Genomic DNA, 15,103 nt, shown 5'->3' on the forward strand with positions numbered 1-15,103 from the left:
ATGCTGAGGCAGAAACTTTTTTGTAATTAAAAATTATTATAGCGTGACTTTTTTGTGATGAACCTGATACGAAAGTGTGCTTAATTTTTTTTTCAAAACCTTTGTGCTAAAGTGCCATCCCTACATGAAAATGTAAGTATCTATGGCTCAAGGGAAAGTAGTGGAGAATCTCAAAAGACTCTATGTCAAAGCAGGACTTTTCCTAGCTATTGCATTGTGTCCTATTTACATTTCAATGTGGTACAATCAACACATTCTAGCCTCTATCTTTCTTACCCTTATGTCAAGTCTCAGCTTCTACTTTGTGATAAAACTACTTAAAAGTAACACTAAACTTAAAAATGAATTACGGAAAAACCTCTATATCGACCTCAACACCAAGCTTCCAAACCGCCTTAAACTTCTCAAAGACAACAAAAAGCTAGATCCAAATATCGATTCGACACTTATTATTATCAACATTGACTCTTTTCAAAACACAAACAATTTTTACGGGCATAACTTTGGAGATAAATTTTTAAAAGTTATCGGTGAGTGGCTTTCAAACAACCTTCCACCTGTTGAGGCTTCATTGTATAAATTTGAAGCTGATATATACGCCATTCTCATTCGTGTTCCTTTTAGCGAATACAACCTCAAGAAATACCTTAAAAAGATCTCGATGAAAATTACCAAAGATCGCATTATTTGCGATGATGTTGAAGTAGACACCACACTCAGCATTGGTGCACATCAAGGCAAAAAAAGCCTTTTAAAGCTTGCATCTATCGCGTGTAAAGAGGCCAAAAATAAACGTCTTTCATATATGATTTACGATAAAAGCAGCCACAAAGAAGCCGAATACCACCACAACATGACCATGAATCATACCCTTAAAGAAGCCCTTGCAAAAGATTATGTGGTACCTTTTTTCCAACCCATCCTTAACCTTCGCACAAATGAAATTGAAAAATTCGAAACACTGATGCGGATTAAAAAAGAAAATGGCAATTATTATGTGCCAGCAGAATTTCTAGAGGTTGCTAAACATTCCAAAATTTATTCAAAACTCTCGATGTCTCTGATTCAAAAAGCGTTTGAAACGTTTCAAATTTCTTCCAGTGGTTTTTCCATTAACCTCTCTTATCTTGATATGACGAACATTGTAACAACAACCTTTATCATAGAGAAACTTGAAGAGTTCAACGTAGGACCATGGGTCATCTTTGAAATTTTAGAGAGTGATGGTATTGAAAACTATGAAGCCATTGCAAAGTTTATTGACCAAGTCAAATCTTACGGTGCGAAAATTGCCATTGATGATTTTGGTGCAGGCTACTCTAACTTTGAGCGCCTTACAGAACTAAGGGTTGATTTTATAAAGATCGATGGAAGCCTCATCAAAAACATCCATCAAAATGAAGAGACAAAGATTATCGTTAAAACCATTGTAAATTTTGCGAAAGAGCTCAATATCAAAACCATTGCTGAGTATGTTCACTCCAATGAAGTGCTTATGTGTGTCAATGAAATTGGAATTGATTATGCGCAGGGTTTTTACATTGGAAAACCGCATCCTGAACTTCCTACTAACGCGCAGTAACCTTTTTAACACGTAAACAAAGATATATTCCCCCAAAGATAAAAACGATACCCCCTAAATGGTACCACTCCAATCGTTCATCTAAAAATATATAGGCTAAAAAACTTCCAAACAATGGCATCAAATGGGTAAATTGACCTGTCTTATCCGCCCCTATCTGCGCTATACCCTTATGCCATAAGTAGTAACATAAAATTGAAGTAACAAGCACCACATACGCAATCACCCAAGCGTAGTTACAAAGTATCATGACTTCACGCTCTAAGCTATAACCTTGTGCCATATAAAAAGGCAAAAGCATGATTACGCCTAAACACACCGTTGTGATAAAAAATTCAAAACTGCTCAATGACGTTGGACGAAATTTGACTAAGACGCTGTAACTTGCCCAACATAATGACGATGCAATCACCCATAAATCGCCCGAATTGAAACGCAACGAGAAAATACTCTGCATATCTCCTTTAAGCACTAAAAAAATAACACCAAACGTTGAAAAGACAATACCAACAATCTGTCGTGATGAAATCGAAGTTTTAAGGATGAGAAACGAAAGAAAAAGAATAATAATAGGAATAGAAGAGTTAATCAACAAAGCATTGGTCGCCGTAGTGTATTGCAATCCAATGTAAAGCAGTGTATTAAAACCTGCAATACCCAGTGCTGAGAGAAGAGCTAAAATCCAAAAATGATGTTTTAGTGCTGTCCAAATTTTTTTACCATGAAAAAGCAAAAAAGGAAGTGTGACCACAAAAACACCAAGCCATCGAAAAAAGGCTAACTCCCATGGCTCAATAGCACCTGCGACAAAACGCCCGAGTACAAAGTTTGCAGACCAAAAAAGCACACACAATACCAAAAGAACATAGACTTGCATTTTTATCCTTTATCATGAAAGAGGATTATAACAAATATAACGCCTTTGCAACAGACGCGCTATACAATTTTCATGTAGAAAGGATTTTCAAGGAGATTCATCATGCACAATCAACTTAATTTACGAGAGCTTACCTACGCACTCTCAACCGCACTTGATTATGTGAGCATTGATGACACCACACACGGAAAACGTGTAGCCTACATTGCGTGTGAAATAGGCAAAAAACTAGGATGGCGTCAATCAAAACTCGATAAAGTCATGCTCATGGCTATGCTACATGATTGTGGCGTTTCATCAACTGAAATGCACGATTGTCTTATCAATTATCTTGATTGGGAAGATTCCTACTTGCACTGTGCACGTGGAGCCTCTTTGCTCAAAGACGTTCCTATTTACAGTGATTTTGCAGATGTCATTGCTTTTCATCATACTTGTTGGGAGCACTTTTTACCTCATATTGATGAAGAAATAAAGCTCTATGCAAATCTCATTTATCTAAGTGATCGCATTGATGCAATGCACGTAAAATTTGGAGCGCAACTTAGCCATGAAAAAGAGCATATTCGAGCGACCATAAAAAAAGAAACACCTTCTATGTTTTCACCAAAACTCACAGAAGCTTTTATACAGCTCTCCTATACCGATCAGTTTTGGTACTATTTAGAGCCAGACGCCATTCATTATTATTTTAGAGATTGGATCGATCATGGAGAAATCCTTGCTGTATCATTTGAGCTTCTCAAAAAAATTGCACTCATGTTTGCAGACATTGTCGATGCAAAAATCCCTTACCAAAAACACCATACGTTAAAAGTAGCAACTCTAGCGCGTTATATCGCAGAATTATGCGAGCTTACGCTACAAGAAAAAGAAGCCGTTGAGATAGCGGCTCTGTTACATGATTTGGGAAAATTACGTATCCCTGATGAAACGCTTCTCAAGACAACACCTCTCAATGAAAAAGAGATACGCCAAATCAGAAGGCATGGATTTGATGCACAAATTATTTTAGGACAGATCAAAGGTTTTGAAAAAATAGCACAAATTGTTTCCATGCATCATGAAACACTTGATGCCAAAGGCTATCCAGCAAATCTTGAAGAGGCAAAAATTCCGCTTGAGGCGCGTATTGTCTATCTTGCAAATACCTTTGTCAATCTTATCAATCAAGAAAATGCAGAGCACATTTTACATCCTAAAGAGCTCTGTGAAACCTTGGAGAAAATGGCCAATGAACATCAAGTGGATTCAGTCATTGTAAATACCATAACAACGCATTTTGAAAGCTGTTATGCAAAAGTATCATTTACGTAATATATGTCACACGTTATCCATAAAACTATCACTCTTTTTGGCAGATTGTGATAAAATGAATTGGTTAGTGTTTAAAGAAAGGGTTTGCCCATGAGAGTGCTTATCTTTTATATCTTTTTTTACACAACACTTTTCGCAAACCATATGCTTGAACCTATTTCTGTGCAATTAGCATGGCTTCATCAATTTCAATCAGCAGGATTTTATGTCGCAAAGGAAAAAGGGTTTTACGAAGAACTTGACCTCAATGTGACGATTAAAGAGTATCAACAAGGGATGAATGTTGTCAATTCCGTAGTCAGTAAAGAAAGTACCTATGGTGTTGGTAAATCTTCTTTGGTTATTGATCGAAACAACGGAAAGCCTGTAGTTGCACTAATGGCACTTTTTCAACACTCACCTTCTGTACTCATCTCCACAAACCCTGTCATTAAAACGCCCAAAGACCTTTTCAATCGTCTTGTCATGATGAGCTTTGAGGAGTCCAACTCTGCCGCTATTATTTCTATGCTTATGAGCAATGGTATTAAAAAAGAAGATATCTTTTTACAAGAGCATAGCTTTAAACTTGATGACCTCATTAATCTTAGAACCGATGCCATGGCATGTTATATTTCGAATGAGCCTTTTATTCTCAAAGAACGCAATATCCCTCATACGATCTTAAATCCAAAAGAATATGGTTTTGATTTTTATGGAGACATACTTTTCACCACAGATAATGAGATTGCATTTCACAAAGAACGTGCAAAACGTTTTTATAATGCGACAAAGCAAGGATGGGAATGGGCATTTGATCATATCGAAGAGACAGCTCAACTCATTTATGACAAATACAATACGCAAAATAAAACCCTTGCGGCACTCATTTATGAAGGCTATACCCTGAAAAGTCTTGCCTTTGACGAGGGAAAACCATTTGGAGTTCTTGAACCTAAAAAGTTTGATGATATTTCTAGTATCTATAAGATCAGTGGTCTCCTACAAAATGGCTATTCACTTGAAGGGTTTATTGATCCATTATACTTTGCGAAAAATGTTGTTAAAATAGGCATTTTAGCAAGTCGTGAAGAGACCGACATTGTACCTAAGACATGGCAAGAAAGCGCTCAATATCTCAGTGCACTCTTCCCTTCTCATCAATTCATTCTCTTACCTCTTAATTTTGAAGAGATGCAACAAAGTGTTCAAAAAGGAGATGTTGAATTTGTTATTGTCAATCCCATGTATGCCATTCAACTCGAACACTCCTTTGGACTTAGTCGTATTGCAACATTAAGTCCTCGCTATAAAAATCGCTACTACAGTGAATATGGCAGTGTCATCTTTACCAAAACATCTACTACTGAGATTCAAAACTATCGCGATCTGAAAAATAAAAAGATAGGTGCGGTCTCCCCACGCTCTTTTGGTGGTTATCTTTTAGGCATGAAGGAGTTAGGAGATCACTCTTTACAAAAAGATGTTGTTTTTCTAAATACCCATTATAATGTTGTTAATGCTGTTTTAAATGGGAAAGTAGATGCAGGAATCGTCCGTACGGATGTGATAGAAAAAATGAGTGATGATGGTTTAATCACTCTAAGTGACATTAAAGTCTTAGGCGTTAAACACTACCCTGATTTTCCATTTGCTGTTAGCACCGAGCTCTACCCTGAGTGGGTTTTGGCCAAAACACCGCATACATCAGAATATCTTACCAATGAAGTCCTCAGCACACTTTTAAAAATCTCCTCGTCGCCCAAACCAAATCAAGCCTTTCGCCTTAAAACGCCTCTTGATTACTCAAAAGTGCATACCATCCTTAAAGAATTTAACATTTATCCTTACGAACAAGAACCTTATACATTCAAAGATGCCGTTTTAAAATATCGTTATATTTTTATAGGGCTTTTTATCATATTTGTGATTTCATTTGCATTTATGGCATACATACAGCGTCTTAATAAAAAGTTGCTCGAACGCAGCCAAGAAGTACAAAATTTCAATGATACATTGGAAAAAGAGGTTGAACAGCGCACGCATGAATTAAGCCTTTTAAATTCAAAACTCAAAGATCTCGCCAACACTGATGAGCTAACGAAAATCAATAACCGCAGGTACTTTTTGCTCATGGCAACGCAGTATTTTCATACGGCAAAACGTAATAAGATGGAACTCCATATCCTCTCATTAGACATTGATTTCTTTAAACACGTTAATGACACTTACGGTCACGCTATGGGAGATGCCGTACTTAAATTTTTCTGTAAATGCATCAAAGAACTCATCCGACAAAGTGATCTTTTTGGGCGTATTGGTGGAGAGGAATTTTCTATTTGTATTCAAAACACTTCCTTAGAGGGAGCTCGTATCTTAGCTGAAAAGATACGCGAATGTATTGAAAGAGAAACAGGCAGTTCACAGAATCTTCCAGCCATTACCGTTAGTATTGGAATCAGTTCATTAAAAGAAGATGATAAAGAGGTATTTGACATCATAAAACGCTCCGATCAAGCGCTTTATGCGGCGAAGAAAAATGGTCGTAACCAAGTACAAATTCTCTAACTTTTTAAATTAAGAGTTTATTTATCCGAGTTAGCTATAATTTTTGAAAAACTTTCTTAAAAGGACACAGTATGGCAACAACCAAACTAAAAGGCAATCCAGTCGCACTCGCAGGCAGTGAAATCAATGTAGGTGACAAAGCACCTGTCGTTACGCTTGTCGCAAAAGATCTTAGCGAGATCAAAGTTGGTGGTGAGAGTGATAAAGCACAAATCATTGTTATCGTTCCTTCACTAGACACAGCAGTCTGTGCTCAAGAAACTCGTACATTTAACACAAAAGCTGCAGCAGTTCCTGAAGCAACTGTCATCGTTGCGTCTATGGATCTTCCTTTTGCAATGGGACGTTTCTGTACAACAGAAGGTATTGAAAACCTTCAAGTAGGTAGTGACTTTAGAGAAAGAGCATTAGCAAATGCATATGGTGTTTTGATCGCAGATGGTCCACTTAAAGGGCTAAGCGCTAGAGCTATTTTTGTAGTCAATAAAGCAGGTAAAGTTGTTTACAAAGAGATTTGTCCTGAAATTACAGAAGAGCCAAATTACGAAGCGGCACTTTGTGCACTTAAAGATACAGCAGCACCAGCACACAAATGTGGTTGTGGTTCAAAATAATCTAGCTTAGTTTTGCTTCCTCTTGTGTCTCTTCTAGCCACAAGAGGATTTTCTGTATTTTTTGCATCATTTCTGCATCAATTTCTTTCTCTGGTAATCCTAAAATTGCCTCTAAAAGTGCTTTATTTTGTAAAAAAGCAATGTTATACAATCCTGCTCTTTCCATGATTTTTTCTAAGTATGCCCAATTTTTGGATTCTACTGCATTTTTTTGCACACTTTGGTAATGCGATAAGCCTTTATGTATCATAATGCAATCACCCCTACAAAACGACCAGTTACTTTGTCTCTTCGATACGAAAAATAGTTTTCATCCCCACAACTACACTCTTGTGAAATTTCAATATGCTCAGGTTTAACCCCTATGGTTATAAACGCATCCACGTTATAAGATTGTAGATCCAAAAAGTATTTATCATCTTGCAAATGCATGTACTTTTCAAACCCAGCGATAGCTTCTTTACCGACTTCATAGCAACATGCATGGATGGAAGGTCCCATAAAAATACGTAATTCACTCATCTTTATTCCAAAATGTTCTCGCATGGCAAGGGCACACTTTTGTCCAACGTGCAACAGACTTCCTACACGTCCTGCATGCGCTACACCTATAGCTTGGTGCACTGCATCGTAAAAGAGTATAGGGATACAATCAGCTACCATAACAGCTAAAGCCGTGTCACTTCGCTGGGTAATCATCGCGTCACACGTAGGTTCTTCATGACCGTTTTGGATTAAAACCACTTTATCGCCATGGACTTGTTCCATAAAAACAAGTTTGGAAATACCGAGTTCTTCTTGCAAAAGCTCTCGATTTTTTTTGACACATTCAGGATTATCTCCAACATGAAAAGCCAAATTGAGACTCTCATATGGAGCTTGGCTTACACCGCCAAAACGTGTTGTAAAACGATACTGCATCAATACATCGCCATAATGCGATCGACCCCATTCCAGTCAAGCGCATCTTTTTTATTAAACATATGGTAAAGATACCGTGCAAACATATCCGTTTCAACGTTCACTTTTTGCCCAACTTTATAACTTCCAATCAATGTTTTTTCAAGCGTATGCGGAATGATTGTTAAACGAAAGCCTTTTTTACTAACATCATTGACTGTTAAACTCACCCCATCGATGGTAATGCTTCCTTTGGGAATCACAAATGTAAGTTGCTTTTGTGGAATACTCACCTCAATATCTAAGCCATTTTCTCTTTTGTTAAAGCTTTCAATAACCCCTACACAATCCACATGCCCTTGCACCATATGCCCATCAAGACGATCTCCTAATGCGAGAGCTGGTTCCATATGAACTTTACCCTTTAAGTTTTCAACCGCAAGCAATGACCGACTTTCTAATGAGAGTTCGACACTAAAACCACTCTTTGAGAGAGCAATGACTGTTAAACACGCTCCATTAATCGCAATACTATCGCCAATGTTTGGTTTATAGGTTGCACGAAGCGTTAAAATATTATTGGCATAGCTTTCAACTTCTGCAAATTCTCGAATCAACCCTGTAAACATCTCATGACCTTTTCTCTATTTATTATCTTTATTATAACGCTTTTCGTATTGAACTTTTATAAGTAAAAAAGTGCCTTTTTGTCTCTATTTATGAAGAATATGAGAAATATGTGCTTTCTTATTCACTTTTTTCCCCCTTTTTCCCCCTTCTTTTAGTGATAGTATTCACTTCTAGGCTATAATAAGCCTATTGAAAAATGGTGAATAGGAGATTCTATGAACAACTGGTCAATTTCACAAAAAATTTATATTCCTCTTTTTGGAGGCATTATTATAGGATTTATTCTCATCCTTTTTTCCTCCTTTTTAAGCATTAAGGGAATTGAAAAAGATGTCTATGAAAATGAACAAGAGGCACTCAAGATTTATGTTAAAAATCAACTCGAATCACAATACGATATCGCGCTTACCAACGCTATTACCATCGCTGGCAATTACTATGTCATTGAAGCATTGCTCAACAATGATCGTACTATCGCTATTAAAGGTCTTCAAGAGCTTACGAAGCTTTACAAAGAAAAAACAGATTATAAAGAAGCACAAATTCATGTCCATACCAAAGATATCAAAAGCTTTGTGCGAGACTGGATGCCTAACAAATTTGGTGATGACCTCTCTAATTTTCGTCAAACCATTAAAAGTGTTAAAGAGACAAAACAGCCTCTAACTGCTATAGAGATGGGCGTTGCAGGTATGTCTCTTCGAGGTGTTGCCCCTATTCTTAAAGATGGCGAATATTTGGGTTCTGTTGAATTCATTGACTCTTTTGACGCAGCTGCAGTAAATGCGAAAAAAGATTTGGGCGCAAGCGTTATCTTTTTAACTGACAAAAAACTTCTTAACTTAAGTGCTGGTGCAAAAGATGCCCTGTTGGCTAAAGATACCGCACTTTCACAGAAAAAAGAGATTACCAATATGAAGCTTTTTGAAGAGATCAAAGACCTTGACCTCTCTGCTCAAGGAAAAAGTTTTTCAACACCAACCTATTTTGTGGTAAGAGATGAACTTAAGTCTTTTGATGGAACACGTGCAGGAGAAGTCTTGATTGCTAAAGAGATTAAAGCAGTGAAAGCAGTGGTACATGAAGCGCAATACGTCCTTGTCAAACAATTGGCTGTTATGTGTCTTATCACAACAATCATTATGGCAATGTTGGTTATTACGCTTAAAAAGACCGTCATAAATCCTGTCAAAGAGCTCAAAGACCGTGCGGAAAACCTCTCTAGTGGTGATGGTGACCTTACGAAAAAGATGGAAATCAAAAGCGGCGATGAAATTGGGCTTGCTTCTGTTGCATTCAACCTTTTCATCGACAAAGTACGCAGCACAGTAAGTATGGCTAAATCATCCAGTAGTGAAAATGCCTCCGTTGCCAATGAGCTTAGCTCTACCGCCCTTGAGGTAGGTAAACGTGCCGAAGAGACCTCTTCGATTGTCAATGAAACCAATCATATGTCACGAAGCATCAAAGAAGAGCTTTCGCTTTCACTTCAAAAAGCAAAGCAATCAGAAATCGAGATTGGCGAGGCACATACAAAACTTACCAATGCAAAAAATCAGATCCTTAAAATGGCAGATCAAGTTCAATCAAGTGCACATACAGAAGTTGAATTGGCACGTCAAATTGCACAACTAAGCGCAGATGCAGATCAAGTCAAAGGTGTTTTAACCGTTATCTCCGATATCGCAGACCAAACCAATTTGCTAGCGCTTAATGCCGCCATTGAAGCAGCACGTGCGGGTGAACATGGACGTGGCTTTGCCGTTGTTGCCGATGAAGTACGCAATCTAGCAGAACGTACACAAAAAAGTCTTACAGAAATTAACGCGACTATTAACGTCATTGTCCAAGCGATTAATGATGCAAGCGATCATATGAACAGCAACTCAAAAAGTATGGAAAATCTTACAAAAATTGCTTCAGAAGTTGAAAAAAATATCCATGAAACGGCTGTGATTATGGATAATGCAACACTTTCGAGTGAACATACTGTCAAAGATTACATTGAAACAGGTAAAAAAGTGGATGCTATTGTTGCTAAAATCGAAGAGATTAACACGATTACACTCAGCAATACTCGAAGTATGGAAGAAGTGAGCGGTGCAACCGAACACCTCAGTGACCTCACCGAAAAACTCAACAACGTTCTTGGTAATTTTAGAACCTAAAAGAGAAGAAGCTTTAGGCTTCTTGCTCTTTAAAAAAGGCATAAAAAGCTTTTGTGGCTCTTTGTGCCTCTTCGATACTCACTTCTTTAAATCTTACTTTACCGCCTGCTTTTAATTGCGCCAATCTAAAGCAATCCACTGCTATAACAGAGCCAATTTTTGGGTATCCACCAATAGTTTGTCTCTCTTTTAAAAGAACGATAGGCTCACCATGACTTGGTACTTGAACAGCACCATAACAAATAGGCTCTGAGAGAATACCTGTAGCACTTGGAATCACTTTTTCACCACTCAAACGATATCCCATACGATCACCCTCCCCTTTAAAGGTATAGGTGCTGTTAAAAAAAGTCTCTTGTGCTTGTGCGTCAAACATCGTTTCTTGATACCCTTTGAGCAAGCGTAAAGTAATGGTTTCTGGATATTTTGGAATAAATTTTCGCTCCAATTTTCGCCTATCAACAGGGCATCTTGCACCTAACGTAGGTAAAATATCTCCACTTTTTAGCTTTCGCCCTTCAATACCACCCAAACCTTCTTTGAGGCTTGTCGAATAACTTCCATATGCAAAAGGCGTTTGAAATCCTCCCGCAACCGCGATATAGGTAAATTGTCCTTCATTGGCAAAACCAAAACTGATGACATCGCCACGTCTTAGCTGGTATGTCTGCCACAAGGCAATGCTATGACCATTACATGTTGGTTGCATATTTGCTCCACAAATAGCAATGCATATTTCACTTTTTGCTCTAAAGGAGGCTCCTCCTAATGCGATTTCAATGGCTGCTGTATTAAAAGGATTCCCCACTAAAAAATTAGCATATCCAAAGGCAAGCTCATCCATTGCACCACTCTGTGTCAAGCCAATATCGCTAAAGCCTTTGCGCCCCGCATCTTGGATAGAGCTTTGAAGTCCTCCATTTTCAACGATGAAACCATTCATAGCACGCCTCCAAGCCTTAAAAACTCCTCTTTGGAAATCGGCTCATAGCGTACTTGATCTCCCACATGTAAAAGAGAGAGTCCATCATATGAGGCATCAAACATTGAAGTAGGTGTACGTCCCAAAATTTTCCAGCCTCCAGGGCTTTGGGTTGGATACACAGCGCTTTGACGATCTGCAATAGCAACACTTCCTTTCGGAACGACTTTTCGTGGATTGGCAAGTCTTGATGTCGCAAGCCGTTCATCAATCTCTCCTAAATAAGCAAATCCAGGGGCAAACCCAATGGCATAAACACTATACAACTCTTGTGTGTGCAGTGCAATAATCTCTTCTACGCTAAGGTTTTTTTCATATGCTAACAGTTCTAAATCAAGCCCTACTTCAAGGCCATAATAGACAGGTATAGTTACAATTTTAGGCTCACTCATCGTAATCTCTTCAGCATGATGAATTACCTTTTCAATCCTCTCACAAACCTCGTGAAAGTCAAAGCGTATCACATCGTAACTCACCATCAAAGAGGCATACGAAGGAATAATCTCATAAAATTCCTCTAATGCATTTGCTTTTAATGCTTGATACGCTTTTTGTACCTCTTTGGAGATTAAAGGATCAATGGTATTTCCAAAATAGACAATCACAGACAATTCTGAGGCAATTTGATAGCGTCTACTCACATGTTTTTCCTGAGTGTTTCTACCATCTTAACGGCTTCTTCATTGTCACCATGCACACACAAAGTATCAGCACGTAATGTGATTCTCTTTCCTGAAATAGTCTCTAAAACACCCTCTTTTTGAAGCAATTTCAAGCGCTCAATAACATCATTGACATCATGAAGAACTGCCCCTTTTTGTGTGCGAGGAACTAAAAGTCCGCTATCATCATAAGCCCTATCTGCAAAGACTTCATAAATCAACTCTAATCCAAGCTCCTTAGCAATCGCTTCTTGTTTTGAAGTATCCGCCATGGAAAGAATCATCAATTTTAATGCAGGGTTTATTCTTTTAACTGCTGTTGCAACCGCCCTAAAGATGCGTTCATCTTTCATCATATCATTGTAGAGTCCACCATGCGGTTTTACATACGAAAGTGTGGCATTATTCGCTGTGACAAATCCTTGAAGTGCGCCTACTTGATAGATAACCATGGATTCTACTTCTTCTAAAGAACATACCATGCTTCTTCTACCAAACCCCACTAAATCAGGATACGCAGGATGTGCACCGATAGTTACACCGTGCTTTAAAGCAAGTTTGATAGATCGATCCATAATCACAGGATCTCCTGCGTGAAATCCACAAGCAAAATTTGCCATATCAACATAAGGCATAATGGCTTCATCAAGTCCCATTTTCCAGGAACCAAAACTCTCGCCTGCATCACAGTTCAATTTGATCATTGTATTCTCCTAGATGGAAGAAATTTTTAAATTATGGTATCACAGTTCCATTAAAATAAAGAGACTAATAAATAATCACATTCCTAAAACATGACACTAAAACTAAAAATGCCCTTATTTTATGACACCATCTACTTACTTAGTTTTATTTCCTCAATTTACTCTACAGTCAATTAATAGTATAATGATTGGAATTATGTATGAAATGAAGGTATTAGTATTATGAAATATGACGTGATTGTAATTGGTGGTGGACACGCAGGTATTGAAGCATCTTTAGCGTCCGCAAGACTTGGGCACAAAACCCTTCTTATCTCGATTTTAGCGGAGCAAATTGGAGCAGCTAGCTGTAATCCAGCCATTGGCGGACTTGCAAAAGGTCACTTAGTAAAAGAACTCGATGCTCTTGGTGGACAAATGGCGCTTGCAACCGATGCAGCAGGCATACAATTTAGAACACTGAACCTCTCTAAAGGACCTGCTGTTAGAGGAAGCCGTGCGCAAATCGATATGGACAGATACCGCATCTATATGCGTACTGTTGTCTTAAACACTGAAAATCTCAGTGTCGCACAAGAAGTTGCAGAACAAATTATCACACAAGATGGCAAAGTTACAGGCGTTATTACCGCTATGGGCAACCACTATCATGCTCAAAAAATTATTATTACAACTGGAACATTTTTAAAAGGTCTTATTCATATCGGTGAATACACGCATGAATCAGGTCGTGTGGGTGAGTTTCCTTCTATAAAGCTCTCTGATTCTATCAAATCATTAGGTATCACGATGGGACGCCTCAAAACAGGTACGTGTGCTCGTATTGATGCGAAAACCATTGATTTTTCAAAAATGGAACTCCAACCTGGTGATGAAAACCCGCTTCCTTTTAGTTTTAGAACCGATCGAGCAACGTTTAACCCTTTCCAGCTTCCGTGTTATATTGCTTATACAAACGAAGAGACCCATACGATTATTGAGAGCAATTTTCACCGTGCACCCCTTTTTACAGGACAGATCAATGGTATAGGACCACGTTATTGTCCAAGTATTGAAGATAAGATCAACCGTTTCCGTGATAAAGAGCGTCACCACCTCTTTGTGGAACCGCAAACACGTGAAGCAACAGAGTATTACATTAACGGCTTTAGCACTTCCCTTCCAACCGATACGCAATTAAACATGATTCACTCCGTTGAGGGAATGGAAAATGCAAAGATTGTGCGCTTTGGTTATGCTATTGAGTACGATTATGTTGACCCAACTGAACTCAAGCACACATTAGAAACCAAAAAGGTTTCAGGTCTTTACTGTGCAGGACAAATCAATGGAACCACAGGATATGAAGAGGCTGCCGCACAAGGATTGATGGCGGGTATCAACGCATCGTTAAGTTTAAGGGATGAAGAACCACTCATCTTAAGACGTGACGAAGCCTACATCGGTGTTCTCATTGACGACTTAGTCACAAAAGGGACAAAAGAGCCATATCGTATGTTTACAAGTCGCGCTGAATATCGTCTGCTTTTACGCGAGGACAATGCCGATTTGAGGCTTACTCCTTATGGGTATAAAATTGGTCTTATTGATGAACAAACACATGAGCGTGTTGTCAAGAAACAGATTCAGATGAAAGAAGGATTAGCCTATTTAGAAGAGACGACACTCACACCTTCTAATGAAAACAATGCTTTCTTAGCAAGTATTGGGGAAGATAAGATTACTGATAAAGTCACACTTCAAAAAATTGTCGCTCGTTCTGACTTTACGGTAGAAAAATTAGAAAAGCTTGCTCCTATTGTCAGCACATTTAGTGAAGAGGCGAAAGAGCAGATTTTAATTGAGGCGAAGTATAAAAACTATATTGAAAAACAAAAAGAGCAAATCGATACCATGAAAGAGATGATAGATGTCAAAATCCCTCCAATGATGGATTTTAGCACGATTTCAGGACTCAGCAACGAAGTGGTCGAAAAATTGCAACGTTTTAATCCACCAACTCTTTTTGCAGCAAGTGAAATTAGTGGCATCACGCCAGCAGCACTGGATATTTTGCACGTTTATATTAAAATATTTAATAAAAAATAAAATTGTAACAAATAGTTAATGACGTACATCAT

The 15,103-nt window shown here is 38.2% G+C and carries 13 protein-coding genes; 6 read left to right on the top strand and 7 right to left on the bottom strand.

What is annotated here, in order from left to right:
• Positions 1-160 precede the first annotated feature (160 nt).
• Positions 161-1,582, top strand: a complete 1,422-nt coding sequence (locus UCH001_RS10190; protein WP_067177534.1) for an EAL domain-containing protein — start codon at positions 161-163, stop codon at positions 1,580-1,582.
• Here the strand turns inward: UCH001_RS10190 and UCH001_RS10195 are convergent.
• Positions 1,569-2,459, bottom strand: a complete 891-nt coding sequence (locus UCH001_RS10195) for a DMT family transporter (RefSeq protein ID WP_082705714.1) — start codon at positions 2,457-2,459, stop codon at positions 1,569-1,571. The two genes, UCH001_RS10190 and UCH001_RS10195, sit on opposite strands and share 14 nt — an antisense overlap.
• A gap of 102 nt (positions 2,460-2,561) precedes the next feature.
• On the opposite strand from UCH001_RS10195, the gene UCH001_RS10200 reads away from it, so the two are divergent.
• From UCH001_RS10200 to tpx, 3 genes are all read left to right on the top strand, one after another.
• Positions 2,562-3,776 carry an HD-GYP domain-containing protein gene (locus tag UCH001_RS10200; protein WP_067177536.1) on the top strand — a complete coding sequence of 405 codons (1,215 nt, stop codon included), beginning with the start codon at positions 2,562-2,564 and terminating at the stop codon, positions 3,774-3,776.
• Positions 3,777-3,866: 90 nt separating this feature from the next.
• Positions 3,867-6,323: a diguanylate cyclase gene (locus tag UCH001_RS10205; protein ID WP_067177538.1), complete on the top strand. Its 2,457-nt coding sequence runs from the start codon at positions 3,867-3,869 to the stop codon at positions 6,321-6,323.
• Between the two features lie 71 nt (positions 6,324-6,394).
• Positions 6,395-6,937 (top strand): thiol peroxidase, encoded by a 543-nt coding sequence (gene tpx, locus UCH001_RS10210; RefSeq protein WP_067177540.1) that lies wholly within the window; start codon positions 6,395-6,397, stop codon positions 6,935-6,937.
• 1 nt (position 6,938) lies between these two features.
• Here tpx and UCH001_RS10215 read toward each other — a convergent pair whose 3' ends face one another.
• Genes UCH001_RS10215 through UCH001_RS10225 form a run of 3 tightly spaced genes read right to left on the bottom strand, consistent with a single transcriptional unit; the run spans position 6,939 to position 8,466 of the window.
• Positions 6,939-7,187: a hypothetical protein gene (locus tag UCH001_RS10215; RefSeq protein WP_067177541.1), complete on the bottom strand. Its 249-nt coding sequence runs from the start codon at positions 7,185-7,187 to the stop codon at positions 6,939-6,941.
• Positions 7,184-7,858 (bottom strand): peptidoglycan editing factor PgeF, encoded by a 675-nt coding sequence (gene pgeF, locus UCH001_RS10220; protein ID WP_067177543.1) that lies wholly within the window; start codon positions 7,856-7,858, stop codon positions 7,184-7,186. Before pgeF ends, UCH001_RS10215 begins: the two co-directional genes overlap by 4 nt.
• Positions 7,858-8,466: a riboflavin synthase gene (locus tag UCH001_RS10225; RefSeq protein ID WP_067177545.1), complete on the bottom strand. Its 609-nt coding sequence runs from the start codon at positions 8,464-8,466 to the stop codon at positions 7,858-7,860. The genes pgeF and UCH001_RS10225 overlap by 1 nt, the downstream gene beginning before the upstream one ends.
• Before the next feature lie 216 nt (positions 8,467-8,682).
• On the opposite strand from UCH001_RS10225, the gene UCH001_RS10230 reads away from it, so the two are divergent.
• Positions 8,683-10,635: a methyl-accepting chemotaxis protein gene (locus UCH001_RS10230; RefSeq protein ID WP_067177547.1), complete on the top strand. Its 1,953-nt coding sequence runs from the start codon at positions 8,683-8,685 to the stop codon at positions 10,633-10,635.
• A 13-nt stretch (positions 10,636-10,648) separates the two neighbouring features.
• Here the strand turns inward: UCH001_RS10230 and UCH001_RS10235 are convergent, their stop codons facing one another.
• From UCH001_RS10235 to UCH001_RS10245, 3 genes are read right to left on the bottom strand one after another with little or no spacing between them, the layout of a single operon-like run.
• A complete protein-coding gene (locus UCH001_RS10235; protein WP_067177549.1) occupies positions 10,649-11,578 on the bottom strand; it encodes a biotin-dependent carboxyltransferase family protein in 930 nt (309 codons plus the stop codon).
• Positions 11,575-12,258 carry a 5-oxoprolinase subunit PxpB gene (gene pxpB, locus UCH001_RS10240; RefSeq protein ID WP_067177551.1) on the bottom strand — a complete coding sequence of 228 codons (684 nt, stop codon included), beginning with the start codon at positions 12,256-12,258 and terminating at the stop codon, positions 11,575-11,577. Before pxpB ends, UCH001_RS10235 begins: the two co-directional genes overlap by 4 nt.
• A complete protein-coding gene (locus tag UCH001_RS10245) occupies positions 12,255-12,983 on the bottom strand; it encodes a 5-oxoprolinase subunit PxpA (protein WP_082705715.1) in 729 nt (242 codons plus the stop codon). Before UCH001_RS10245 ends, pxpB begins: the two co-directional genes overlap by 4 nt.
• Before the next feature lie 222 nt (positions 12,984-13,205).
• Here UCH001_RS10245 and mnmG point away from each other — a divergent pair, with 222 nt between their 5' ends.
• Positions 13,206-15,071, top strand: a complete 1,866-nt coding sequence (gene mnmG / locus UCH001_RS10250) for a tRNA uridine-5-carboxymethylaminomethyl(34) synthesis enzyme MnmG (protein WP_067177553.1) — start codon at positions 13,206-13,208, stop codon at positions 15,069-15,071.
• The last annotated feature ends 32 nt before the right edge of the window (positions 15,072-15,103 follow it).

The sequence above is a fragment of the Sulfurospirillum sp. UCH001 genome (assembly GCF_001548035.1).
GTDB lineage: Bacteria > Campylobacterota > Campylobacteria > Campylobacterales > Sulfurospirillaceae > Sulfurospirillum.

Excerpts from the sequence above, each read along its gene's own strand:
- UCH001_RS10195 (WP_082705714.1), bottom strand. The coding sequence starts at position 2,459 with ATGCAAGTCTATGTTCTTTTGGTATTGTGTGTGCTTTTTTGGTCTGCA.
- UCH001_RS10200 (WP_067177536.1), top strand. The coding sequence starts at position 2,562 with ATGCACAATCAACTTAATTTACGAGAGCTTACCTACGCACTCTCAACC.
- UCH001_RS10205 (WP_067177538.1), top strand. The coding sequence starts at position 3,867 with ATGAGAGTGCTTATCTTTTATATCTTTTTTTACACAACACTTTTCGCA.
- tpx (WP_067177540.1), top strand. The coding sequence starts at position 6,395 with ATGGCAACAACCAAACTAAAAGGCAATCCAGTCGCACTCGCAGGCAGT.
- UCH001_RS10215 (WP_067177541.1), bottom strand. The coding sequence starts at position 7,187 with ATGATACATAAAGGCTTATCGCATTACCAAAGTGTGCAAAAAAATGCA.
- pgeF (WP_067177543.1), bottom strand. The coding sequence starts at position 7,858 with ATGCAGTATCGTTTTACAACACGTTTTGGCGGTGTAAGCCAAGCTCCA.
- UCH001_RS10225 (WP_067177545.1), bottom strand. The coding sequence starts at position 8,466 with ATGTTTACAGGGTTGATTCGAGAATTTGCAGAAGTTGAAAGCTATGCC.
- UCH001_RS10230 (WP_067177547.1), top strand. The coding sequence starts at position 8,683 with ATGAACAACTGGTCAATTTCACAAAAAATTTATATTCCTCTTTTTGGA.
- UCH001_RS10235 (WP_067177549.1), bottom strand. The coding sequence starts at position 11,578 with ATGAATGGTTTCATCGTTGAAAATGGAGGACTTCAAAGCTCTATCCAA.
- UCH001_RS10245 (WP_082705715.1), bottom strand. The coding sequence starts at position 12,983 with ATGATCAAATTGAACTGTGATGCAGGCGAGAGTTTTGGTTCCTGGAAA.
- mnmG (WP_067177553.1), top strand. The coding sequence starts at position 13,206 with ATGAAATATGACGTGATTGTAATTGGTGGTGGACACGCAGGTATTGAA.